Annotated in this window: 23 protein-coding genes and 2 pseudogenes; 23 read left to right on the top strand and 2 right to left on the bottom strand. The window is 73.7% G+C overall.

What is annotated here, in order from left to right:
* Positions 1-91: 91 nt before the first annotated feature.
* From GSY65_RS31230 to GSY65_RS31275, 10 genes and pseudogenes are all read left to right on the top strand, one after another.
* Positions 92-2,518, top strand: coding sequence for an MFS transporter (locus tag GSY65_RS31230; protein WP_159774859.1), 2,427 nt, complete (start codon positions 92-94; stop codon positions 2,516-2,518).
* 264 nt (positions 2,519-2,782) lie between these two features.
* Positions 2,783-5,287 carry a SpoIIE family protein phosphatase gene (locus GSY65_RS31235; RefSeq protein ID WP_159774861.1) on the top strand — a complete coding sequence of 835 codons (2,505 nt, stop codon included), beginning with the start codon at positions 2,783-2,785 and terminating at the stop codon, positions 5,285-5,287.
* A gap of 215 nt (positions 5,288-5,502) precedes the next feature.
* A complete protein-coding gene (locus GSY65_RS31240) occupies positions 5,503-6,225 on the top strand; it encodes a class I SAM-dependent methyltransferase (RefSeq protein WP_159774863.1) in 723 nt (240 codons plus the stop codon).
* A 102-nt stretch (positions 6,226-6,327) separates the two neighbouring features.
* Positions 6,328-7,161 (top strand): M55 family metallopeptidase, encoded by an 834-nt coding sequence (locus GSY65_RS31245; RefSeq protein WP_159774865.1) that lies wholly within the window; start codon positions 6,328-6,330, stop codon positions 7,159-7,161.
* Positions 7,154-8,485, top strand: coding sequence for a M20/M25/M40 family metallo-hydrolase (locus GSY65_RS31250; RefSeq protein WP_159774867.1), 1,332 nt, complete (start codon positions 7,154-7,156; stop codon positions 8,483-8,485). The genes GSY65_RS31245 and GSY65_RS31250 overlap by 8 nt, the downstream gene beginning before the upstream one ends.
* Positions 8,486-8,637: 152 nt before the next feature.
* Positions 8,638-10,647 (top strand): prolyl oligopeptidase family serine peptidase, encoded by a 2,010-nt coding sequence (locus GSY65_RS31255; protein WP_159774869.1) that lies wholly within the window; start codon positions 8,638-8,640, stop codon positions 10,645-10,647.
* 35 nt (positions 10,648-10,682) lie between these two features.
* Positions 10,683-11,609 (top strand): S66 peptidase family protein, encoded by a 927-nt coding sequence (locus GSY65_RS31260; protein ID WP_159776581.1) that lies wholly within the window; start codon positions 10,683-10,685, stop codon positions 11,607-11,609.
* Positions 11,610-11,721: 112 nt separating this feature from the next.
* Positions 11,722-11,982: a LapA family protein gene (locus GSY65_RS31265; protein ID WP_159774871.1), complete on the top strand. Its 261-nt coding sequence runs from the start codon at positions 11,722-11,724 to the stop codon at positions 11,980-11,982.
* Positions 11,983-12,061: 79 nt separating this feature from the next.
* The gene (locus GSY65_RS31270; protein WP_159776583.1) at positions 12,062-12,613 is read left to right on the top strand and encodes a GNAT family N-acetyltransferase; all 552 of its coding nucleotides are present in this window, start codon (positions 12,062-12,064) and stop codon (positions 12,611-12,613) included.
* A 4-nt stretch (positions 12,614-12,617) separates the two neighbouring features.
* A pseudogene (locus GSY65_RS31275) lies at positions 12,618-13,007 on the top strand (arginase family protein); the annotation flags it as partial.
* Positions 13,008-13,026: 19 nt separating this feature from the next.
* On the opposite strand, the gene GSY65_RS31280 reads toward GSY65_RS31275, so the two are convergent.
* Both GSY65_RS31280 and GSY65_RS31285 read right to left on the bottom strand, forming a co-directional pair.
* Positions 13,027-13,380 (bottom strand): VOC family protein, encoded by a 354-nt coding sequence (locus GSY65_RS31280; RefSeq protein WP_159774873.1) that lies wholly within the window; start codon positions 13,378-13,380, stop codon positions 13,027-13,029.
* A 335-nt stretch (positions 13,381-13,715) separates the two neighbouring features.
* On the bottom strand, positions 13,716-14,675 hold the full coding sequence (locus GSY65_RS31285; protein ID WP_159774875.1) for an LLM class F420-dependent oxidoreductase: 960 nt from the start codon (positions 14,673-14,675) through the stop codon (positions 13,716-13,718).
* 261 nt (positions 14,676-14,936) lie between these two features.
* Between GSY65_RS31285 and GSY65_RS31290 the strand changes: the two genes are divergently transcribed.
* The 13 genes and pseudogenes from GSY65_RS31290 to GSY65_RS31350 all read left to right on the top strand — a co-directional run bounded on the left by GSY65_RS31290 (position 14,937) and on the right by GSY65_RS31350 (position 24,082).
* Positions 14,937-16,400 (top strand): NAD(P)/FAD-dependent oxidoreductase, encoded by a 1,464-nt coding sequence (locus GSY65_RS31290; RefSeq protein WP_159774877.1) that lies wholly within the window; start codon positions 14,937-14,939, stop codon positions 16,398-16,400.
* Entirely contained in the window at positions 16,397-18,244 is a 1,848-nt protein-coding gene (locus GSY65_RS31295) for a transketolase (protein ID WP_159774879.1), read from the top strand. Before GSY65_RS31290 ends, GSY65_RS31295 begins: the two co-directional genes overlap by 4 nt.
* 135 nt (positions 18,245-18,379) lie before the next feature.
* Positions 18,380-18,472 (top strand): annotated as a pseudogene (locus GSY65_RS34175) (non-homologous end-joining DNA ligase); the annotation flags it as partial.
* 64 nt (positions 18,473-18,536) lie between these two features.
* On the top strand, positions 18,537-18,974 hold the full coding sequence (locus GSY65_RS31305) for a gas vesicle protein (RefSeq protein ID WP_443043271.1): 438 nt from the start codon (positions 18,537-18,539) through the stop codon (positions 18,972-18,974).
* A 96-nt stretch (positions 18,975-19,070) separates the two neighbouring features.
* Positions 19,071-19,496 (top strand): gas vesicle structural protein GvpA, encoded by a 426-nt coding sequence (locus tag GSY65_RS31310; RefSeq protein ID WP_159774883.1) that lies wholly within the window; start codon positions 19,071-19,073, stop codon positions 19,494-19,496.
* Complete coding sequence (locus GSY65_RS31315) at positions 19,493-20,248, top strand: GvpL/GvpF family gas vesicle protein (RefSeq protein WP_159774885.1); 756 nt, start codon at positions 19,493-19,495, stop codon at positions 20,246-20,248. The genes GSY65_RS31310 and GSY65_RS31315 overlap by 4 nt, the downstream gene beginning before the upstream one ends.
* A 43-nt stretch (positions 20,249-20,291) precedes the next feature.
* On the top strand, positions 20,292-20,552 hold the full coding sequence (locus GSY65_RS31320; protein WP_159774887.1) for a gas vesicle protein GvpG: 261 nt from the start codon (positions 20,292-20,294) through the stop codon (positions 20,550-20,552).
* The gene (locus GSY65_RS31325; protein WP_159776585.1) at positions 20,552-21,226 is read left to right on the top strand and encodes a DNA primase; all 675 of its coding nucleotides are present in this window, start codon (positions 20,552-20,554) and stop codon (positions 21,224-21,226) included. The genes GSY65_RS31320 and GSY65_RS31325 overlap by 1 nt, the downstream gene beginning before the upstream one ends.
* Positions 21,219-22,463: an SRPBCC family protein gene (locus GSY65_RS31330; RefSeq protein WP_159774889.1), complete on the top strand. Its 1,245-nt coding sequence runs from the start codon at positions 21,219-21,221 to the stop codon at positions 22,461-22,463. The genes GSY65_RS31325 and GSY65_RS31330 overlap by 8 nt, the downstream gene beginning before the upstream one ends.
* On the top strand, positions 22,460-22,825 hold the full coding sequence (locus GSY65_RS31335; RefSeq protein ID WP_159774891.1) for a gas vesicle protein: 366 nt from the start codon (positions 22,460-22,462) through the stop codon (positions 22,823-22,825). Before GSY65_RS31330 ends, GSY65_RS31335 begins: the two co-directional genes overlap by 4 nt.
* Positions 22,822-23,619 (top strand): GvpL/GvpF family gas vesicle protein, encoded by a 798-nt coding sequence (locus tag GSY65_RS31340; protein ID WP_159774893.1) that lies wholly within the window; start codon positions 22,822-22,824, stop codon positions 23,617-23,619. Before GSY65_RS31335 ends, GSY65_RS31340 begins: the two co-directional genes overlap by 4 nt.
* On the top strand, positions 23,616-23,804 hold the full coding sequence (locus tag GSY65_RS31345; RefSeq protein WP_159774895.1) for a gas vesicle protein: 189 nt from the start codon (positions 23,616-23,618) through the stop codon (positions 23,802-23,804). Before GSY65_RS31340 ends, GSY65_RS31345 begins: the two co-directional genes overlap by 4 nt.
* Complete coding sequence (locus tag GSY65_RS31350; RefSeq protein ID WP_055539027.1) at positions 23,801-24,082, top strand: gas vesicle protein K; 282 nt, start codon at positions 23,801-23,803, stop codon at positions 24,080-24,082. The genes GSY65_RS31345 and GSY65_RS31350 overlap by 4 nt, the downstream gene beginning before the upstream one ends.
* The last annotated feature ends 2 nt before the right edge of the window (positions 24,083-24,084 follow it).

Consider the following 24,084-nt stretch of genomic DNA (forward strand, 5'->3'; position numbering starts at 1 on the left):
CTCACCGGGACGCCGTAACTCGTGGCCCCTACCGGCAGTTGCCGCTTGACGCGGGAACCGTGCGGTAGGTGCCACGAGGGGAGCGGTACGGATGAGCGCGACCACACTGCTGAAGGACGAACCGGCCGGCACCCCCGCACCACCGCCGCCCCCCGCGCCCCCACCGCTCGGCGCCGGCCGCGTCCGCTCGGTGTTCTTCGCCCTTCTGCTCGTGCTGCTCCTCGCCGCCCTGGAGCAGATGACCGTGGCCGTCGCGCTGCCCCGGCTCGCCGGCGCCCTGCACGGCCGGGACCGGATGCCCTGGGTCATCACCGCGTACCTGCTCGCCGCCACCGTCACGCTGCCGGTCCACGGCAGGCTCGGCGAACTGTACGGCCGCAAGGGCGTCTTCCAGTGCGCGCTCGTCGTCTTCCTGGCCGGCTCGGCCCTCGCCGGCCGGTCCCGCACCATGGACCAGCTCATCGCGTTCCGCGCGCTCCAGGGCGTCGGCGCCGCCGGTCTGATGACCGGCGTCCAGGCGATCGTCGCCGACATCGTCCCGGAGCGGCGCCGCGGCCGGTACCTCGGCGCGCTCGGCGCCGTGTTCGGCCTCGCCTCGGTCGCCGGCCCGCTCCTCGGCGGCTACCTCACCGACCGGCTCTCCTGGCGGTGGTGCTTCTACGTCAACGTGCCCGTCGGCCTGCTCGCCCTCGCCGTCGTCACCTTCGCGCTGAAGCGGCCGGCGACGGACCACCGCGGGCCCCGGCGGCGGTTCGACGTCGTCGGCGCGCTCCTGCTGGCCGTCGCCTCGACCTGCCTGGTGCTGCCCGCCGGCTGGGGCGGCACGACCCACGCGTGGGACTCCCGGGTCGTCCTCGGGCTCGGCGCCGGCGCGGTCGCGGCGACCGTCCTCCTCCTCGTCGTCGAACGGTTCGCGGCCCATCCCCTCATCCCCCCGCGACTGCTCCGGGACCCCGTCTTCGTCGTCACCGGGCTCGTCGGAACGGCCGTCGGCGCCGCGCTCTTCGGGGCGGCCGGCTACCTCCCGGCCTGGCTCCAGCTCGCCCACGGCGCCTCTGCGACGGAGGCGGGCGTCCTCATGCTGCCGATGACGGCCGGCATCGTCGCCGCGTCCGTCGTCTCCGGCCGGCTCATCGCTCTCACCGGGCACTACCGGACCTACCCCGTCCTCGGCAGCGCCCTGGCCGCCGCCGGGATGTGGCTGCTCTCCCGGCTGGAACCCGACACACCCCGGCTGCACTTCGCCCTCTGGACGGCCCTGCTGGGCGCGGGCATCGGCATGGTGATGCCGGTCCTGGTGCTCGCCGTGCAGCACTCCGCACGGCCCGAGGACGTCGGCACCGCCACCCACGCGGCCGACTACCTCCGGCACCTCGGCGGAAGCATGGCCGTCGCCCTCCTCGGCACGCTGCTGACGGCCCGGCTCACCGACCGCCTGCCCGCCTCCGCGGACGCCGGAACCACCCCCCTCGCCCACACCGCCGGGCCCGTCCGCGACCTGCCCGCCCCCCTGCGGGCCGCGTACGCCGAGGGCTGGGCCGACGTCCTGCCGCGGCTCCTCTTGTACCTCGCGCCGGTGCTCGTCCTCGGACTCCTCGTCGCCCTCTTCCTCAAGGGCGCCCCGCTGGTCGCCCACGACGGGGCACCGCACGGTGCGGTCCCCGACGAGCCGGTCCCCGGCGCCCGCACGGCGCCCGTGCCCGGCCCGCGGGACCGCCCGGCCCACGTGTCCGGCGCCGCCCCGGCCGCCCCGGTGGCCCCCGGGGTCCCGCTGTGCGGCACGGTCCGGCACCAGGACGGCACCGTCGTGCCACGGGCCGCGCTCACCCTCATCGACGACGTCGGCCGGCAGACCGGGCGCGGCGGCAGCGGCGAGGACGGGACGTACGCGCTGTCCACCCCCGGACCGGGGCCCTACGTGCTGATCGCGGCGGCCGGCGGCCACCAGCCGCAGGCGGTGGGTGTGACCGTCGGGGAACGCCCCGTCGAGATCGACATCGTGCTCGGCGGGATCGGTCGGCTCGTCGGGACCGTGCGCACCGCGGACGGCCGGCCGGTGTGCGACGCGACCGTCACCCTCACCAACGTGCACGGCGAGGTCGTGGTGACCACCCGCAGCGGCGCGCTCGGCGACTACGCCGTCAGCGATCTGCCGGCCGGCGAGTACACCCTCGCCGCCGGCGCCCGAGCCCGCCGCCCCTGCGCGCTGCCCGTCACCGTCCGGGCCGACGGCGAGACCCGGCAGGACATCGAACTCGCCGGGGGCGCCGTCCTGAAGGGCACGGTCCGCGCCGGCGGCTGCCGCCCCGTCGAGGACGCGCGGGTCACCCTCCTCGACGCCGCGGGCAACGTGGTCGACACGCTCGCCACCGGCGCCGACGGGACCTTCCGGTTCGACGACCTGTCCGTCGGCGAGTACACGGTGATCGCGACGGGATACCCGCCGGTCGCCACGGTCCTCCGGGTCGCGGGCGGCGACCGGACGGTACGGGACCTGCACCTCGGGTACACGGAGTGAGGCGGGTGCTGTGACGCGGGACCGGCACCGGCCGGAGCGCCGGGAACGACGTCGGCCGAGCACCGGGACCGGCCGCCCGCCGAGGTGCGGAAGCCCCGCGCCACGGGGGCGTGCGCGGCCGAGCGAAGCCGAACGCGTGCCGTTTCGTGCGCCGGAGGCTCCTGGTGGTCAATTCCCGTATTGGCACACCTCGCGACGCTACGCCGCCGTACGGTGGTGAGGGCGGCGCAGATCTTGCGAGTCATGGAAGAAGGGGCCTTGGCCATGGACCGTGGCACCGACACGGGCGCGAGCACCGGCCGCGGAGCGGGTGGCGACCCGGTGCGGCGGACCGCGGCCGGCCGTGTGCCCCTGGCCGTGGTCGTCGTCGACCGTGGCGGACTCGTGTCGCACTGGAGCACCGGGGCCCGGCGGCTGTTCGGCACCGTCAAGGAGGACGCGGTGGGCCGCCCCGCCCTGGACCTGCTCCCGGTGTCCGGCGCCCTCCCCGAGGAGGACGACACCCCGTCCCGCGCCGCTTACGGTCCCCACGACGGGCTCGGCCCCGGCCTGGAGTCCTCCCTCGACGGGCAGCTCTGCTACCCGTCGGCCGGACGCGCCCGGCTCTCCGTCCCCGAGGGGCCACCCGGCGCCACCAGCGCCGCCGAGACACCCGGGCCGGGACACGGTACCCGGATCGACGTCCTGTGGTGGGCCTACCCGCTCGTCGGGCCCGGCCCAGGACGCCTGCTGGTGCTGGCCGCCGACGCCGAGGCGGTGCGGGGACAGCACGACGGAGTGGCCGTCGAGCGCATCGCGCCCGGTTTCGCCCTCCACACCGACTTCCCCGGCGCCGAGGAACTCGCCCGCCGCCTCCCCGAGATCCTGCCGAGCATGAGCGTCGGCGACAGCGCCCGGATCGTCGCACAGATCCTCGAACTGGGCTATCCGATACTGGAGTTCAGCCAGAACGACCGGGTGCCCGTGACCCCCGACTGGGGTGTGCCCCGGCGCGCGGAACGGCGGCGGCGCCGCGAACGCGCCGCGCGCGCCGTCGCGCAGGGGCTGCCGGTGCCGGAGGAGCTGAAGGACGAGGGCGAGGACCTCGAGTACGCCGCCGTGCGGGAGCGTCTGGAGTTCCTGAACGAGGTGAGCGGACGCATCGGCACCTCCCTCGACCTGTCCCGCACGATCATCGAGGTCAGCAAGGCCGTCGTGCCCCGCTTCACCGATGTCGCCGGCACCTACCTGCGCGAACAGGTCGTCGCCGGGGAGGGTTTCCCCGACGGCGTGCCCGACACGACCACCATGTGGCACCGGGTGGCCGTCGAGCACACCGACGAACCCGGCCGCTGGGACGACGTCGTGCCCGTCGGCGAGGCCATGCCGTTCCCCGCGCACACCCCGTTCTTCCAGTGCATGACCACCGGCGAACCCGTCCTCGTCCCCCGGATCAGCGAGCAGATGGGGCACGCGATCGCCGCGCAGTTCGACAAGCGCGACATCCGGCCGCTGATCACGGGCCGCTCCATGCTGGTCGTGCCGCTGAAGGCGCGCAACGTGGTGCTCGGCTTCATGATCCTGCTGCGCCACCCGGAGCGCGAGGTCTTCGACGACATGGACCGCGTCACCGGCGCCGAACTCGCCGCCCGCGCCGGGCTCGTCCTCGACAACGCCCGCATGTACACCTACCAGGAGAACGTCGCCGAGACGCTCCAGGACAGCATGCTGCCCACCATCGAGGCCCACCGGACGGGCTGCGACATCGCCACCCGGTATCTGCCCGGCACCCTGCTCGGCCGGGTCGGCGGCGACTGGTTCGACTCGGTGAAACTGCCCGGCGCCCGCACCGCCCTCGTCGTCGGCGACGTCATGGGGCACGGGCTCAACTCGGCCGCGATGATGGGCCAGTTGCGCACCGCGGTCCAGACCATGGCGGCCCTCGACCTGCCGCCCGCGCAGCTCCTGCGCAACCTCGACGACCTCGCCCAGCGCCTCGGCGACACCTACCTCGCGACCTGCCTGTACGCCGTCTACGACCCGATCGCGGGCGAGCTGCACCTCGCCAACGCCGGCCACATCCCCCCGGTGCTGGTCCGCGCGGTCGACGGCCGCAGCGAACTGCTCGACCTGCCCACCGGCGCGCCCATCGGGGTCGGCGGGGTGCCCTTCGAGGCGGTGCGCGTCCGCGTCGAGCCCGGCGACCGGCTCGTGATGTGCACCGACGGGCTGGTGGAGGTGCGCGGCGAGGACATCGGCGTCGGCCTGGCCACGCTCTGCGAGTCCGCCGCGCATCCGGCCGCCTCCATGGACGCCGCCTGCGACACCATCATCCGCGCCCTCAACACCAGGGGCGGCCGCAAGGACGACGTGGCCCTGCTGATGGCCCGCCTCAACGGCGTCGAGCCGGAGGACGTCGCCGAGTGGCGCCTGGCCCCCGACCCCGTCGAGGTGGGCCGCGCCCGCGCCGCCGTCCGTGAACAGCTGTACGTGTGGGGGCTGGAGCGGCTCACGGACACCGCCGAACTGCTGGCCGGCGAACTCGTCACCAACGCCGTACGCCACGCGCGGGGCCGCCGCGTCGAACTGCGGCTGGTCCGGGGCGACACCCTGCTCTGCGAGGTCTACGACGAGGACCACACCCTGCCGACGCTGCTCAGCACCGGCCCCGCCGACGAGTACGGCCGGGGCCTGCGCGTCCTCAGCACCCTCGCCCGTGCATGGGGGACGAGCCGGACGGAGGGCGGCAAGACGGTCTGGTTCGAGCTGACCCTGCCCCGGCGCCGCTGACGACCGACACCCGACCGCGCCATCGGTGTCGTGATCCCTCCGGTGTTCCCTCTGGGACGGGCGGCCGGGTGGACGCGCGGGGGTGTGGCGCGGTGTGTGCGATCCGGATGCGTGGTGAAGGTGCGCCCCCGGTGCTTGTCCCCACGTGACGGGCGCGGTAGACCGTTCTGGGTCGTCCGTCCGGTGGGCCCGCGGTCGCATCCTGGGGGTTGGGCATGAGCGTGACGAATGGGTACCGGGACGCCTGGGAGGGGTTCTGGCGCGAGGCCCCGGACGAGACGGGAGCCGTGTTCTGGGACGCCGAACCCGCGCGGACCTCCGCCGTCCACCTGGCCCTCTTCGAGCCGCACCTCACGGCCCTGGACCTGCCCCTGGTGGACCTCGGCTGCGGCAACGGCACCCAGACCCGCTACCTCGCCGACCGCTTCGCCCGCGTCGTCGGCACCGACCTGTCGGCCGCCGCCCTCGACCACGCCCGCCGCGCCGACCCCGACGGCCGGGCCGACTACCGGCTCCTCGACGCGGCCGAAACGGCGGACGCCGACGCCCTGCGCGCGGACCTCGGCGACGCCAACGTCTATGTGCGCGGCGTCCTCCACCAGTGCGAGCCCGACGACCGCCGGCGCCTCGTGGCGACCGTCGCCACGCTGGTGGGGGAGCGCGGCCGGGCCTTCCTCGTCGAACTCTCCGAGGCCGCCAAGCCCGTGCTGATGGGCCTGGCCGGCGGTCCCGCGGGCCCGCCCGCGAAGCTCGCCCCCGTCTTCCGGCACGGCATAGCCCCCGCAGAGGTCAGCGACGCGGCCGTGCCGGAGTACCTGCGCGAGGCGGGGCTCACCGTCCTCGCCGACGGCGATCTGCCCCTGGTCACCACCGAGCACACGCCCGACGGCACCCGGATCGAACTGCCGTCGCGGTGGTACGTGGCCGGCCGGGCCTGAGCGCGGGCGCCGCACCGGCCGCGGCTGTGGGCGGCGGGAAACCGCACGTCGGCGGGGGCTCGCCGTCACGCCGGTCGGGGGCGGCGCGTAACGTGAGGCGTCATGAAGATCCTCATCAGTGCGGACATGGAGGGCGCCACCGGTGTCACCTGGCCCGCCGACGTGCTGCCGGGTACCCCGCAGTGGGAGCGGTGCCGGGCGATGTTCACGTCCGACGTGAACGCCGCCGTGCTCGGCTTCCTCGACGGCGGCGCCGACGAGGTGCTGATCAACGAGGCGCACTGGACGATGCGCAACCTGCTCCTGGAGCAGCTGGACGAGCGGGCGCAGATGCTCACCGGCCGGCACAAGGCGCTGTCCATGGTCGAGGGCGTGCAGCACGGCGACGTCGACGGCATCGCCTTCGTCGGCTACCACGCGGGCGCCGGCATGGAGGGCGTCCTCGCCCACACCTACCTCGCGAACTCCATCACCGGTGTGTGGGTGGACGGCGTACGGGCCAGCGAAGGGCTGCTGAACGCGCGGGTCGTCGCCGAGTTCGGGGTGCCCGTGGTGCTGGTGACCGGTGACGACGTGGCGTGCGAGGACGCCCTGGGGTACGCGCCCGGCGCGCTCAAGGTCGCGGTCAAGGACCATGTGTCCCGGTACGCGGCGGTGTGCCGCACCCCGGCGCGGACCGCCGCCGACATCCGCGCGGCGGCGAAGGAGGCCGCGTCGCTCGCGGTCCGGCACGAACCGGTGCGGGGCGGGCCCTTCACCGTGGCGCTGGAGTTCGACGCCGAGCACCTCGCGATGGCCGCGACCGTCGTACCGGGCGTGACCCGCACCGGCGAACGCAAGATCGCGTACACCAGCCCGACCATGTACGAGGGCATCCGCACCTTCAAGGCGGTCACGACGATCGTCTCGGCCGCGACGGAGGAGACCTATGGCTGAGCAGACGGCAACGGTGGACGAACAGGCGCTCGACGAGGTCGTCCGGTTCACCTCCGACCTGATCCGCTTCGACACCACCAACCGCGGCGGCGGCGACTGCCGCGAGCGGCCCGCCGCCGAGTACGCCGCCGCACGGCTCGCCGAGGCCGGGCTCGAGCCCACGCTCCTGGAGCGCACCGAGGGCCGGACGAACGTCGTCGCCCGGATCGAGGGCACCGACCCCTCGGCGGACGCGCTGCTCGTCCACGGTCACCTCGACGTGGTGCCCGCGCGGGCCGAGGACTGGAGCGTGCACCCGTTCTCCGGGGAGATCCGCGACGGCGTGGTCTGGGGCCGGGGCGCCGTCGACATGAAGAACATGGACGCGATGATCCTCGCCGTCGTACGCCAGTGGGCCCGCCACGGCGTACGGCCCCGCCGCGACATCGTGATCGCGTTCACCGCCGACGAGGAGGCCAGCGCCGAGGACGGCTCCGGGTTCCTCGCCGACCGGCACCCGGGCCTCTTCGAGGGCTGCACCGAGGGCATCAGCGAGTCCGGGGCGTTCACCTTCCACGACGGAGCCGGCCGGCAGCTCTACCCGATCGCCGCCGGCGAACGCGGCACCGGCTGGCTGAAGCTCACCGCGCGCGGCCGGGCCGGTCACGGCTCCAAGGTCAACCGGGACAACGCGGTGACCCGGCTGGCGACGGCGGTCGCCCGGATCGGCGCCCACGAGTGGCCCCTGCGGGTCACCCCGACCGTGCGCGCCGCCCTCACCGAGCTGGCCGCGCTGTACGGCGTCGACGCCGCGCTCGACGACCCCGAGGGCGTCGACCGGCTGCTGGAGAAGCTCGGCCCGGCCGCCGCCCTGGTCGAACCGACCGTGCGCAACAGCGCCAACCCGACCATGCTCGACGCCGGCTACAAGATCAATGTGATCCCCGGGGAGGCCGTCGGCCATGTGGACGGACGGTACGTCCCCGGGGGCGAGGAGGAGTTCCGCGCGACCCTGGACCACCTCACCGGGCCGTATGTGGACTGGGAGTTCGAGCACCGCGAGGTGGCCCTCCAGGCGCCGGTCGACTCGGTGACGTTCGCGCGGATGCGGGCCGCCGTCGAGGAGTTCGCCCCCGAAGGGCACGTGGTGCCGTACTGCATGGCCGGCGGCACGGACGCCAAGCAGTTCTCGCGCCTCGGGATCACCGGCTACGGCTTCGCGCCGCTGAAGCTCCCCGAGGGCTTCGACTACGCGGCCCTCTTCCACGGCGTCGACGAACGTGTCCCGGTGGAGGCACTCCGCTTCGGTGTCCGGGTACTCGACCGCTTCCTGAGGACGGCCTAGCGACACCGGGCCCGCCCGCCGGGCGGAGGACGAGGACGTACCGACGAGGACGTACCGACCAGGACGCGACGACGGGGCGTGACGACGGGGACGCGACGGCAGGGCCTAGGAGACGTCGGCCCGGGGAAGGCACAGACGGGGGACGAAAGGAGATGGGGGAAAAGGTGCAGACCCTGGCATACGGTTCATGGCCCTCGCCGATCGACGCGGCGCTCGCGGCCGCCCACGACGGCCACCCCGAGTTCGCGGGGTACGTCGGCGACGAGGCGTGGTGGACCGAACCACGCCCCGCCGAGGGCGGCAGGCGCACCCTCGTGCGGCGCACCCCCGACGGCACGGAGGAGCAGGTGCTGCCGGCGCCGTGGAACGTGCGCAGCCGCGTCATCGAGTACGGCGGACACCCGTGGGCCGGCGCCCTGCGGGACGGCGGACCCCTCGTGGTGTTCGTGAACTTCGCCGACCAGCGCCTCTACCGGTACGAGCCCGGCGGGGAGCCCGTCCCGCTCACCCCCGTGTCCACGGTGGGTGGCGGGCTGCGCTGGGCCGATCCGCAACTGCACACCGAGCGGGACGAGGTGTGGTGCCTCCTGGAGGAGTTCACCGGGGAGGCGCCCGCCGACGTACGGCGGGTCGTCGCCGCGGTACCGCTGGACGGCTCGGCGGCCGAGGACCGCGGCGCCGTCCGCGAGCTCTCCGACGGCGCCCACCGGTTCGTCACCGGGCCCCGGATCTCGCCCGACGGCCGACGTGCCGCGTGGCTCGCCTGGGACCACCCGCGCATGCCCTGGGACGGCACCGAGCTGATCGTCGCCGACATCACCGACGACGGCACGCTGCACGGCGCGCGGACCGTCGAGGGCGGCCCCGACGAGTCGATCGCCCAGGTCGAGTGGGCCGCCGACGGCACCCTCGTGCACTCCAGTGACCGCACCGGCTACTGGAACCTGTACCGGCGCGACCACGACGGCCACAACACGCCGCTGTGCGCCCGCGAGGAGGAGTTCGGCGGGCCGCTGTGGAAGATCGGCCTGCGCTGGTTCGCCCTGCTGGACAGCGGGCTCATCGCCGTCGTGCACGGCCGGGGCGCCACCGCGCTCGGCATCCTCGACCCCGAGACCGGCCAGATCACGGACGCGGCCGGTCCCTGGACCGAGTTCTCCCCGTCGCTCGCCACCCACGGCGGCCGGGTCATCGCCATCGGCGCCAGCCCGCGCAGCGCGTACGAGGTCGTCGAACTGGACACCGCCCCCGCGGGCTCCGGCTCCACCGGCACCCTCGCCGGCCGCGCCCGGGTCGTCGGGGCTGCGCACGTCGACCCGGTCGACCCCGCCCACTACCCCGAACCCCAGATCCGCACCTTCCTCGGTCCCGCCGGACGCGAGATCCACGCGCACGTCTACCCGCCCCACAACCCCGGCTGCCTCGCCCCCGGCACCGAACTCCCGCCGTACGTCGTCTGGGCGCACGGCGGGCCCACCAGCCGGGTGCCCCTGGTGCTCGACCTGACCATCGCGTACTTCACCTCGCGCGGCATCGGCGTCGCCGAGGTCAACTACGGGGGGTCCACCGGCTACGGGCGGGAGTACCGCAACCGGCTGCGCGAGCAGTGGGGCGTCGTCGACGTCGAGGACTGCGCGGCCGTCGCCCTCGCCCTCGCCGACGAGGGCACCGCCGACCGGTCCCGGCTCGCCATCCGGGGCGGCAGCGCCGGCGGCTGGACCACCGCCGTCTCCCTCACCACCACCGACGTCTACGCCTGCGGAACCATCCTGTACCCGGTGCTGGACCTCACCCGGTGGGGGCCGGAGGAGACCCACGACTTCGAGTCGCGGTACCTGGAGAGCCTCGTCGGGCCGCGGGACGAGGATCCGATGCGGTACGCGGAGCGGTCGCCCGCCGTGCACGCCGACCGGATCACCGCGCCCTTCCTGCTGCTCCAGGGCCTCGACGACGTGATCTGCCCGCCCTCGCAGTGCGAGCGGTTCCTGGCCCGGTTGGAGGGCGGGCGGGTGCCGCACGCGTACATCGCCTTCGAGGGGGAGGGGCACGGATTCCGGCGGGCGGAGACGATGGTGCGGGTCCTGGAGGCGGAGCTTTCGCTGTACGCGCAGGTCTTCGGGTTGAATCCTCCTGGAATCCCTACCCTGGAGCTCGCCAAGTGACGACACCCCCGCCGACCCGCCCCCCGGCCCCCGCCGTGACCCCGCTGACCCGGCCCGCCCGCCTCGCGCCCGGCGCCCGGGTGGCCGTCGTCGCCCCCAGCGGGCCGGTGCCCGAGGAGCGGCTCAGCGCAGGGCTGGACCTCCTGCGCGGCTGGGACCTCGATCCCGTCGTCGCACCGCACGCGCTCGACCGGCACCCCGACTTCGACTACCTCGCGGGCACCGACGCCGACCGGGCCGCCGACTTCCAGGCCGCCTGGTGCGACCCGTCCGTGGCCGCCGTGGTGTGCGCCCGCGGCGGCTACGGCGTGCAGCGGATGGCGGACCTGCTCGACTGGGACGCCCTTCGCGCGGCCGGGCCGAAGATCCTCGTCGGGTTCAGCGACATCACCGCGCTGCACGAGGCGTTCGCCACCCGGGCCGGACTGGTCACCCTGCACGGCCCGATGGCCGCCGGCGTCGACTTCCTCAAGAACACCCGCGCACAGGACCATCTGCGGGCCACCCTCTTCGCCCCCGAGTCGGTCCGCACGATCACCGCCGCGGACAGCACCGCCCTGGTCCCCGGCCGGGCGCGGGGCGTCCTGCTCGGCGGCTGCCTCTGCCTGCTCGCCGCGGAACTCGGCAACCCGTACGCCCGGCCGGGCGCGCGGGGCGCCCTGGTCTGCCTGGAGGACGTCGGCGAGGAGACCTACCGCCTCGACCGCTATCTGACCCAGTTGCTGCGGGCCGGCTGGTTCGACGGCGTCGCCGGGGTCCTCCTCGGCTCCTGGGCCCAGTGCGAGCCGTACGAGCGGGTCCGGGCCCTGCTCGTGGACCGCCTCGGCGGGCTCGGTGTGCCGACGGTGGAGGAGTTCGGCTTCGGCCACTGCGACGGAGCGCTGACCGTCCCGTTCGGCGTGACGGCCGAACTGGACGCCGACGCGGGCACGCTGACGCTGGACGAGCCGGCGCTGGTCTGAGCCGGCACCGGTCCCGGGCGGAGCCAGGGACACCGGGGGTGCCGGAGGCGTGCTGCCCCGCCCGGCGGGCTCCCGCCGGGCGGGGAGCGCCGCCGCGTCGCATGCTGGTCGTATGAGCCCGAAGACCACCACGTCGGACCGAGGCAGGGCCAGGGCACGCGGACCCCGGCAGTGGGGGGACATGCTGACGCCCGGCAGGGTCACCGTCGGCCTGCTCGCCGTGCTCGCTCTCGTCTTCATCTTCGAGAACACCCGGACCACCCGGATCAGACTGCTGATCCCCGAGGTCACGATGCCACTGTGGCTGGCGCTGCTCGGGACGGCGCTGATCGGAGCGGTGTGCGGGGCGTACTTCATGAAGCGCCGCTGGTGAGACGGACCACCTCACCAGGACCCCGGCCGGGCGGCGGGTGAGCGCCGGCTCGGCGTACCGTGGCGGGGTGTCCGAGAACATGCGCCCTCTCGCCGAAGGTCCCCGGGTGGGGATACGGCCCTTCACCCTCGACGACGGCCCCGAGTTCGTCGCGCGGGCACGGGAGAGCCGGGACCTGCACCACCCGTGGCTCTTCCCGCCCACCACACCCGCCGCGTACGCCACCTACGCGGGCCGGCTCATCGAGGACCCCGCCAAGGCCGGGTTCCTGGTCTGCGAGCGGGACGGCGGGGCGATTGCCGGGTTCGTCAACATCAACAACATCGTGGAGGGCGCCTTCCAGTGCGGCGCCCTCGGCTACGGGGCCTTCGCCCACGCCGCCGGCCGGGGGCTGATGGGGGAGGGGCTCCGGCTGGTCGTCGCGCACGCGTTCACCGCCCTGGGACTGCACCGGCTGGAGATCAACGTGCAGCCCGGCAACGCCGCCTCCATCGCCCTGGCCCGGCGCTGCGGGTTCCGGCTGGAGGGCTTCTCGCCCGACTTCCTGTTCGTCGACGGGGCATGGCGGGACCACGAGCGGTGGGCGCTCACGACCCGCATGTGGTCCGACCACCTGGCCGACCGCCCCTGAGAACGGCATCCGGGACGCGTACGACGACGACCGGACCGAGCCGGCCGCCCTGAAGATCCCCGTGGTCACCGTCGGGGACCTGCGCACCTGGGACCCGGTCGACCTCGCACGGGTCACCGCGCAGAGCTACGAGACGCCCGCACTCGGCGGGTTCTGGGTCCACCTCGACGCCGACGTCCTCGACCCGTCCGTCATGCCCGCCGTCGACAGCCCCGACCCCGACGGACTGCTCCCCGACGAACTGACAGCACTGCTCGGCCCGTTGGTGACGTCACCGCACTGCGTCGGCCTCAACGTCACCATCTACGACCCCGATCTGGACCTCGACGGCACCGCGGGCGCCCTGCTCACGGACATCGTGCGGTCCGTGTTCGCCGGACGCCCCCGAGGCTGAGGGGCCGTCGCGCCGCCGGCTATCCCGGCGCGCGGCGGTCGGCGTACTCGTACACCGTGCCGTCCGGGTGCACCGCGATCAGGTTGCGGCCGACTGGCGTCGGCACCGGGCCCGCCAGGACCCGGGCACCGGAGGCGGTGAGCACCCGGTTCGCCTCGTCGACGTCCTCGACCGCGAGGGTGGCGGTCACCTTCCGCAGCACCTCCAGCTCGGCCTCCGGGCCGCTCATCAGCAGGAAGCACCCCACCGCGGCGACCTGGACGCCACCGCGCTCGAAGCGCATCGCCGGTGCGCCCGAGAGTCTCTCGTAGAACGGCACCGCGGCCTCAAGGTCGTCGACGCAGATACGGAGCGTGGTTCCGAGAATCTCCATACGGAGGAGCCTAGTGCCGCGGCAGGTGACGTTTGCCCGACGGGGCAAACGTTGCCTGACGGGGCACTAGTTGGAAGTCCGCCGGGAACGGCCGCGAAGGAGATCGCCGCGGACGGCCGCGTTCGGCGGGACCGGCGGGCGGGTCCGCGTGACGGGCCTGACGCGCGGGCGCCGCGCCGACCGCGGGGCGGCGGTCGCCCGAGGGAGGCCGCCGCCCTCACGCGCACCCGGTCCGGACGACCGCACACGCACCCGGCCCGGACGTCACTCGGCCCGGACGATGGGGAGAGAAGGCACCGTCCGGGCCGAGAGTCCGGGGGAGGGGTGGGGCGGCGTCAGCCCTGGCGGAGCTGCGGCAGCACCTTCGTGCGGTAGAAGTCGAAGAAGCCGCGCTGGTCGGGACCTATCTGGCCGACGTACACGCGGTCGAAGCCCGCCTCGACGAAGGCCCGCAGCTCACGGACGTGCTCGTCGATGTCGTCGCCGCACACCGTGTTCTCGGCGACCATCTCCTCGGTCACCAGGGGTTCCAACTGCTCGAAGTGGCGGGGCGTCGGCAGGATCTGGGCCATCTCGCCGGGCAGGAACTGGTTCGGCCAGAGGCGGTGGACCGTGCGGACGGCCTCCTCGCGGTCCTGGCCCCAGCACACCTTCGTACCGCCGCTGACGAGCCTGCCGCCTCCGCCGCCCTTGCGGTACTGCGTCACCATCTCCTCGTCCGGTCCCATGGTGATGAAGCCGTCGCCGACCCGGGCGGCGAGCCCCGCGGCCTTGGGCCCGAACCCGGAGACGTCGATCGGGACGGGTTCGTCGGGGACGGTGTGGAGGCGGGCGTTCTCCACCGTGTAGTGAGGCCCGTGGTGGGTGACCTCCTCACCGGTGAACAGGCGCCGCATGATCTGGATCGACTCCTCCAGCATCTCCAGGCGCACGTTCGCCGGCGGCCAGTGCGTGCCGAGGACGTGCTCGTTGAGGGCCTCGCCCGACCCGAGGCCGAGCCTGAACCGGCCGCCGGTCATCACCGCGCTGGTCGCCGCGGCCTGCGCCACCACCGCCGGGTGGATCCGCACGGTCGGGCAGGTCACCGCCGTCTCGACCGGCAGCGACACGGCCTCCGAGAGAGCGCCGATCACCGACCACACGAACGGGCTCTGGCCCTGCGCGTCGTTCCACGGGTGGTAGTGGTCCGAGATCCACAGGCAGTCGAATCCGGCCTGCTCGGCCATCCTCGCCTGCTCGATGAGGTCAGCGGGACCGAACTCCTCGGTCGCCAGGAAGTAGCCGAACTCAGGCATGGGGGGTGTCCTCCGCGGGGGGCGGGTCAGGTCGCGGTCCGGGTACCCGCAGCCCGCGGCGGAAACCCGCGTCCTCCGGGGCCCCGCCGGTTTGGGCGCCCCTACCAGGGGGACGCGGTAGGCCCGTACGGCGCGGGGCCACCGCCCCGAGGACGAGGCCGTACACACACATCGGACCACCGAGGCCTACCCGACGAGGCCTCCACGCCTGAGGCCTCCACGACCGAGGACTCCGTACGCGCGACCCACCGGAGGCGAACCGTGAGTCGACCCCGCATCGTGATCGTCGGTGCCGGCTTCGCCGGCTACCGGACGGCCCGCACCCTGGAGCGGCTGAGCCAGGGCAAGGCCGACATCACCCTGCTGAACCCGACCGACTACTTCCTGTACCTGCCCCTGCTGCCCCAGGTCGCCGCCGGCATCCTGGAACCGCGCCGGGTCACCGTCTCCCTCACCGGCACCCTGCGCCACACGCGCCTGGTGCTCGGCGAGGCCGACGAGATCGACCTCGACGCGCGCACCGTGCGCTACGCCGACCCGGAGGGCGGCGTCGGCACCCTGACGTACGACCGGCTGGTGCTCGCCGCCGGCAGCGTCAACAAGCTGCTGCCCATCCCCGGCGTCGCCGAGCACGCCCACGGCTTCCGCGGCCTGCCGGAGGCGCTGTACCTGCGCGACCACGTGACCCGGCAGGTCGAGCTGGCCGCCGGCTCCGACGACCCCGAGGACTGCCGCTCGCGCTGCACCTTCGTGGTGGTCGGCGCCGGGTACACCGGCACCGAAGTGGCCGCCCAGGGGCAGCTGTTCACCGACCAGCTGGTGCGCGGGCAGCCCCGCTGGGAGGGTGTCCGGCCGCGCTGGATGCTGCTGGACGTCGCCGAGCGGGTGCTGCCGGAGATGGACGAGAGGCTGTCGACGACCGCCGACCGGGTGCTGCGGCAGCGGGGTGTCGACGTGCGTATGGGGACCTCCGTGCAGGAGGCGACCCCCACCGGGGTGCTGCTGACCGACGGGGAGTTCGTCGGCACCCGCACCCTGGTGTGGTGCGTGGGCGTACGGCCCGATCCACTCGCCGAGTCGCTCGGGCTGCCGATGGAACGCGGCCGGCTGCTCGTCGAGCCGACGCTCCAGGTGCCCGGCCGCCCCGAGCTGTTCGCCTGCGGGGACGCGGCCGCCGTACCGGATCTGACCAAGCCCGGCTCGTACACGCCGATGACCGCCCAGCACGCCTGGCGGCAGGGCAGGGTCGCGGCCCTCAACGTGGCCGCCTCCCTGGGCCGCGGTGAGCCGAGGCCGTACCGCCACAGCGACCTCGGTTTCGTCGTGGACCTCGGCGGGGTCAAGGCCGCCGCGAACCCCCTCGGCATCCCCCTGGCCGGGCCCGTCGCCGGAGCCGTCACCCGCGGCTACCACCTGGCCGCCATGCCCGGCAACCGCGTCCGGGTCGCCGCCGACTGGCTCCTCGACGCGGTGCTGCCCCGCCAGGGCGTCCAACTCGGCCTCGTCCGCTCCTGGTCGGTCCCCCTGGACACGGACTCCCCGGAACTGACGAAGGCACCCTCCGCCCCCGCGCGGTCCGCCGCCGACGGACACGGCGGCGCCTCCGGGAGCACGGGCACGGGCGGGAAGACCCCGGAGCCGACCGGGGCGGCCCGCGGCCGGGGGACGCCGGAGCGGACCGACACCTCCCACAAGCCCGCACCGGGTGCGGAAGGAGACTCATGAACAGCCGTCAACTGAACGAGCTGGCACAGCAGTTGCGCGTCGACAGCATCCGCTGCTCGGAGGCGGCCGGGTCCGGGCACCCCACGTCGTCGATGTCGGCGGCGGAACTGATGGCGGTGCTGATGGCGCGGCACTTCCGGTACGACTTCGAGCGGCCCGAGCACCCCGGAAACGACCGCTTCGTGCTGTCGAAGGGCCATGCCTCGCCCCTGCTGTACGCGGCGTACAAGGCGGCGGGGGCGATCAACGAGACGGAGCTGATGACCTACCGCAAGCTGGGCAGCCGCCTCGAAGGGCACCCCACGCCGCGCCGTCTGCCCTGGGTGGAGACGGCCACCGGGTCCCTCGGCCAGGGCCTGCCCGTGGCCGTCGGCATCGCCCTCGCCGGGAAGCGGCTGGACCGCACCGGCTACCGGGTCTGGGTGCTGTGCGGGGACAGCGAACTCGCCGAGGGCTCCGTCTGGGAGGCCGCCGAGCACGCCGCTTACGAGGGCCTCGACAACCTCACCGCGATCGTCGACGTCAACCGGCTCGGCCAGCGCGGCCCCACCCGGCACGGCCACGACCTGGACGCCTACGCCCGCCGCTTCGCCGCGTTCGGCTGGCACACCGTCGAGATCGACGGCCACGACGTGGACGCCGTCGACCGCGCCTACGGCGAGGCCGCGTCCACCAGGGGCCGGCCCACCGTGATCCTCGCCCGCACCCTCAAGGGCAAGGGCGTCGAGGCCGTCCAGGACCGCGAAGGGCTGCACGGCAAGCCGCTCAAGGACGCCGACGAGGCGATCGCCGAACTCGGCGGCCCGCGGGACCTCCGCGTCGAGGTGTCCGAACCGCCCGCCGCGCGGATGCTGCACGCCGTACGCACCGGGCACCCGGAGCTGCCCCGGTACGCCGTCGGCGACGAGGTGGCAACCCGTGACGCCTTCGGCCATGCGCTCGCCGCGCTGGGCGGCGCCCGCGGTGACGTCGTCGCCCTGGACGGCGAGGTCGGTGACTCCACGCGCGCCGAGTTCTTCGCCAAGGAACACCCCGACCGGTTCTTCGAGTGCTACATCGCCGAACAGGAACTCGTGGCGGTGTCGGTGGGGCTCGCGGCGCGCGGCTGGGTGCCGTTCGCCTCGACGTTCGCGGCGTTCCTCACCCGCGCCCACGACTTCGTCCGCATGGCCTCGGTCAGCGGGGCCGGCCTCAATCTCGCCGGCTCGCACGCCGGTGTCGCGATCGGCCGGGACGGGCCCTCTCAGATGGGCCTGGAGGACCTGGCGATGATGCGCTCCGTGCACGGCTCGACCGTGCTGTACCCGTGCGACGCCAACCAGACCGCCAAGCTCGTCGCCACCATGGCCGACCTGGACGGCGTGCGCTACCTGCGCACGTCCAGGGGCGCCACCCCCGTCGTCTACAGCCCGACCGAGGACTTCCCCGTCGGCGGCAGCAAGGTGCTGCGCGCCTCGGACGGCGACCGGCTGACCGTCGTCGCCGCCGGGATCACCGTCCACGAGGCGCTGAAGGCCGCCGACGCGCTGGACCGGGAGGGCATCCCGATCCGGGTGATCGACCTCTACTCGGTCAAGCCCGTCGACCGCCGCACCCTGCGGGAGGCCGCGGAGCGCACCGGCTGCCTCCTCACCGTCGAGGACCACCACCCGGAGGGCGGCCTCGGCGACGCGGTCCTGGACGCCTTCGCCGACGGGCGGCCGGTGCCCCGTCTGGTGCGGCTCGCCGTGCGGGACATGCCGGGCTCCGCCTCCCCCGAGGAGCAGCTGCGCGAGGCGGGCATCGACGCGGAGGCGATCGCGGCGGCCGGCCGCCTCCTGGTGGAGCACGCGATCGCGCCCTGACCGGCGCGCCGGGAACGGTCCGTACGGAGTGAGGAGTGGACCAGGGGGCCACACTGACCCCGCGGGTCGGCCGGCACGGCGTGGAGATCCACCGGCCCGAGAAGGTGCAGCAGAACACCCCCCGGCCACCACGAGGACGCCGTGGAACAGGCCCGCACCGACCCCCGGGCGGGGTCGACGCGCCGGGCCCGCGCCCTCGGCCCGGCCCGAAGGCGCCTGCGCGCACTGCCGGTTGAGAGCGCACGCATCCGGAGGGTTTGGTCAACGGCCGGGGGGCCACTCGGTGTTCGAGGTGGCCATGTCGAACACATCCAGCACGTCGAACACGCATCGTTCACAGAAAAGCCGGACTTCGCAGAAGGACCCGACTTCGCAGAAGGACCCGACACCGCAGGACGCGGACGAACCGGAAACGGGGCGGGAGACCTCCGGGCGTTCCCGGGACGAGGCGGCTCGGAGCCGCCCCACCCCCATGCAGGTACTGCGCCACGCGCGGGACCAGCTCGCGGAGCTGACCGGCCTGGAGGCCGAGTCCGTGTCGTCCTTCGAACGGACCGAGGACGGCTGGGCGTTGGAGGTCGAGGTCCTGGAGATGGCCCGGGTCCCCGACACCATGAGCCTGCTCGCGAGCTACCAGGTGGAGCTCGACGCCGACGGTGAGCTCACCGGTTACCGGCGCGTCCGCCGTTACGAACGCGGGAGGGCCGACGCACGCCGTTCCGGCCGCTAGGCCGTCCCGCACCGGTGTCCCCGGACACGTCCACGGACACCGGCGACTCCCTGACACCAGCAACATCCGCATTCCCCAGAAGGAGGAACGCCCGGCATGACCGTAGTCCCGGCACAGCAGTCCGGTGGTGGAGGCGGCAGCAGCGGTCTCTACGACGTTTTGGAACTGGTCCTCGACCGAGGGCTGGTCATCGACGCCTTCGTACGGGTCTCCCTCGTGGGCATCGAGATCCTGAAGATCGACGTACGGGTCGTCGTCGCGAGCGTCGACACCTATCTGCGCTTCGCCGAGGCGTGCAACCGGCTCGATCTGGAGGCCGGACCGCGCAAGGACCCCGGTCTGCCGGACCTCGTCGGTGAGATCACCGAGTCCGGTGCGCGCGGCAAGTCGAAGGGGGCGCTGTCCGGTGCCGCCGAGACGATCTCCGACGCCTTCCGGCAGGCACGCGACGACGGCCGGAGCGAGTCGCGGCCCCGGGCCCGCAAGGCCACCAGCTCGCGCAGGAGGGAGGAACAGGAGTGAGCACGTACGTCTACGGCATCACGGCGAGCTCGCACACCGCTCTCCCCGAGGGCATGGGCGGGGTGGGCGACCCGCCGTGCCCCGTGCGCATCCTCAAGGACGGCGGGCTGGCGGCGATCGTCAGTGACGCCCCCGAGGGGCTGCGGCCCAAGCGCAGGGATTTGCTCGCCCACCAGAACGTGCTGAACGAGGCGGGCGGGGGCGGCTCCGTGCTGCCCATGCGGTTCGGCAGCGTCGCCGAGGACGACGCGGCCGTCACCCATGTGCTCGCCGAGCGTGCCGAGCACTACCGGGAGCGGCTGGGAGCCCTCGACGGCAAGGTCGAGTACAACGTCAAGGCCAGCCACGACGAGCAGGGCGTGCTGCACCGAGTGATGAGTGAGAACACCGAGCTGCGGGCGCTGGCGGAGACCAACCGGAAGGCCGACGGCGGCACGTACGAGGACCGGCTGCGGCTCGGGGAGATGGTCGCCGGCGCGGTGCAGCACCGGGAGGCCGAGGACGCGGCGCAACTCCGGCGGGCGCTGGAGCGGGCTGCGACCGCGATCAGCGTGGGCCCGGACTCCACCGGCTGGCTGGCCAACGTCTCGTACCTGGTCGACCGGAAGTCGGCCGAGGTGTTCCTGGCCGCCGTGGAGGAGGTCCGCGCGAGCCATCCGCACGTCGAACTGAGGGTCAACGGTCCGCTGCCGCCGTACAGCTTCGTCGAGCCGGGCCCCGCCCAGCACGCGGAGGGGGAGGCGGCGCACTGAGCGCGCCGCGCGCACGGCGGACGAGGCCGAAGGAGGCGGGTGCGTGAGTCTGATCACCGAGGTGCTGCTGCTGCCTTTCGCACCGGTGCGCGGCAGCCTCTGGGCGGTGCGGCAGGTGCTGGCCGAGGCCGAGCGCCAGTACTACGACCCGGCGGCCGTGCGCGCCGAACTCGCCCGCCTCGAGCAGCGGCTCGACGCGGGCGAGATCGGCGAGGAGGAGTTCGACCGCTTGGAGGACGAGCTTCTGGAGCGGCTGGAGACCAGCGCGCGCAGGGGCACGGGAAACGGCGACGGGACGACATGATGAACCGAGTGGGACTGGGCCTCGCCGTAGGGGCCGGATACGTCCTCGGACGTAGGAGGAAACTGAAGCTCGCCGTCGTGGTCGGGACCATGGTGGCGGGCAAGCGGATGAACCTCGGTCCGCGGTCGATCGCGGACCTGGTGTCCCGCCAACTGCTGGACAGCGCGCAGTTCAAGGAGATCGGCGACCAGTTGCGCGGTGACCTGCGCGGCGTCGGCAAGGCGGCCGCCGGCGCCCTGGTGGAACGCCGGATCGAAGGTCTGGCGGACCGGCTGCACGGCCGCACCGCCCAGGTGCGCGACCAGCTCTCCGGAGCCGCCCCCGAGCGGTCGGAGCGCGACGAGGACGCCCACGACGACGACGCGTACGACGAGGAGGACGAGCGCGCCCGGGCGTCCGGCGCGGACGACGAGGACGGTGCCGAGTCCGGCGAGGAGGAACCGGAGCGCGGGCGGCCGGCTCCGGCGAGGAAGACCGCCGCGCGGGCCGCCGAGAAGGCCCCCGCGAAGAAGAAGGCCTCCGCGAAGAAGACCGCCGCCCCGGCCGCCGGCAAGGGCACGGCGAAGAAGGCGGCCGCCGAGAAGACGGCCGCGAAGAAGACCACCCCGGCCAAGAAGACCGCCCGCAAGGCCACCCGGTCGCGGGCCACGAGGGGAGGCGGTGGCGATGACTGAGACCCTGGGTGCGGCGACCGGCCGTGCGACGAGCACGGCGAAGGACGCGACCGACACGGCGAAGGGCGCGGCGAACGGCACCCCGCTCTCCGACCTCGCCCACAGCCCCGCCGTCGACCACCTGAAGGAGGAGGCGCGGGAGTTCCTCGCCGTGCTGGCCCAGCGGATGCTGGTCGGTCTGGGCCGCAAGCTCGGCGAGACCACCGGCAGGCTGAACGACATCGCCGACGGCAACAGCCCCGGCTTCGCCGGGCTCGCCCTGGAGGCCGGGCGCAAGCTCGCCGGGGGCAAGGGTCCGCTGCGCACCGCCCTGGAGGTGGGCGCGGGCCGGGCCAAGGACAACGTGCTGGGCGCCCTGAAGAACCTCGGCGGCAAGGGCGGCCGCGGGGGCGGGGCGGGCAGCAGGCCGACGGTGATCCTGGAGTCCGTCGACGTCGGTGTGCCCGTGCGCACCGCGTACGACCGATGGACCCGCTACCAGGACTTCAGCACCTTCGCCAAGGGCGTCAAGAGCGCAGGCCGGGCCGATGACACCCACTCCGACTGGCAGCTCAAGGTCTTCTGGTCCAACCGCAGCTGGAAGGCCCGTACGACCGAACAGGTGCCCGACGATCGGATCACCTGGACGTCCGAGGGCGCCAAGGGCACCACGAAGGGCACGGTCTCGTTCCACGCGCTCGCGGACAACCTCACGCGGGTGCTGCTGGTGATCGAGTACTACCCGAAGGGCCTGTTCGAGAAGACCGGCAACCTCTGGCGCGCCCAGGGCCGCCGCGCTCGGCTCGATCTCAAACATTTCGCCCGCTTCGTCACTCTGAAGGGTGAAGCGGAGGACGGCTGGCGCGGGGAGATCCGCGACGGCGAGGTCGTGCGCTCCCACGAGGACGTGGTGGCGGAGGAGGAGCGCGAGGAGTCCCGTGACGACTACGGGGCCCGCGACGAGTCCCAGGACGCCCACGAGGACGCCGAGGACGCCTACGAGGACGAGGAGCCCGAGGAGGGGCCGGGGGACGCCGACGAGGCCACCGACACGTACGCGGACGACGCGTACGAGGACGGTGACGACGCGTACGCGGACGACGAGGACGCGTACGAGGAGGAGCCCGAGGACGCCTACGAGGAGGAGCCCGACGGCGTGGAGGACGCGTACGAGGACGACGTCGAGGAGGACAGCGACGGGGAACCGTACGACTATGAGGACGAGGAACGGGCAGCCGGGGGCGGGAGCCGCCGGTGACCTTCCCGAGCCGAGTGCCCGAGCCGTACGGCCAGAACGGCAGCGCCAACCTCGCCGACATCCTGGAGCGTGTACTGGACAAAGGTCTGGTGATCGCGGGCGACATCCGGATCAACCTGCTCGACATCGAACTGCTCACCATCAAACTGCGCCTCGTCGTCGCCTCCGTCGACAAGGCCAAGGAGATGGGTATCGACTGGTGGGAGACCGACCCGGCCCTGTCGTCGCACGCACGCCGCGACGAACTCTCCCGCGAGAACGCAGAGTTGCGCGCCCGGCTCGCCGAGCTGGACGACGGCCGTCCCCGGCGCGGACCGGAGCCGGCCGTCGAGCGCGGCCCTGCCAGAGAGGAGCCCTCATGACCGGACTGCGCTACGTGTACGCCGTGTGCCGCCCCTTCGAGGCGCCGCTCCAGTCCCAGATCACGGGGGTCGGGGGCGCCCCTCCCCGGCTGCTGCGCCACCACGACCTGGTCGCCGTGGTCAGCGAGGTGCCCGAGCGGGACTTCGCGGAGCAGCCGCTGCGCGCCCACCTGGAGGACCTTGACTGGCTGACCGAGACCGCCCACGCCCACCAGAACGTGATCGACGCGCTCACCGTGGTCACCACGCCGCTGCCGCTGCGGCTCGGCACCGTCTTCCACGACGACAGTGGCGTACGGGTCATGCTGGAGGCCCGCGAGGAGGGCTTCCTGCGCACCCTGGACCGGCTGTCGGGCCGGGTGGAGTGGGGCGTCAAGGTGTACGCGGAACCGGAGTCCGAGGAGCAGCGGCCCCGGGAGCCGGCGAAGGCCGCCAGCGGGCGGGACTACCTGCGGCAGCGGCGGCACAGCCGGCAGGCCCACGAGGAGATGTGGGAGAAGGCCGACCGGTTCGCCCGCCGGCTGCACGAGACCCTCTCGGAACGCGCCGAGGACACCCGGCTGCACGCGCCCCAGAGTTCCGCCCTTTCCGGTGCCCCCGGCCGCAATGTGCTGAACGCGGCCTATCTGGTGCCGCGCCGGGACTCCGAGGGGTTCGTGGAACTCGTGGACCGCACGAAGAACGAGGAGCCCGGATTGCGCGTGGAACTCACCGGACCCTGGGCCGCCTATTCCTTCAGCGGCGAGGAGACCGGCCGCGCCGACTCCGACGGCATGAGCGGAGAGAACGCGTGACCGTCATAGAACGCCGGGAGGTGGCCCTCGTCGACCTGCTCGACCGGCTGCTCGCCGGCGGGGTCGTCATCGCCGGCGACCTCACCCTGCGCATCGCGGACGTCGACCTCGTCCGCATCGACCTGAACGCGCTCATCAGCTCCGTGAACGCCAATGTGCCCGCGCCCTGGGGAGGCAGCGAGTGACCGGCCGCAACCGTCTCGAACTGGAACCCGACACGGTGGAACGCGACCTGGTCAAGCTGGTCCTCACCGTCGTCGAGCTGCTCCGTCAGCTCATGGAGCGGCAGGCCGTGCGCCGGTTCGACACCGGGGAGCTCACCGAGGAGCAGGAGGAGCGCATCGGGCTCACCCTGATGCTGCTGGACGACCGGATGACCGAGCTGCGCGAGCGCTACGGCCTGCGGCCCGAGGACCTCAACCTGGACCTCGGGCCGCTCGGACCGCTGCTCCCCAGGGACTGAGC

It is taken from the genome of Streptomyces sp. HM190 (assembly GCF_009857135.1).
Classification (GTDB): domain Bacteria; phylum Actinomycetota; class Actinomycetes; order Streptomycetales; family Streptomycetaceae; genus Streptomyces; species Streptomyces heilongjiangensis.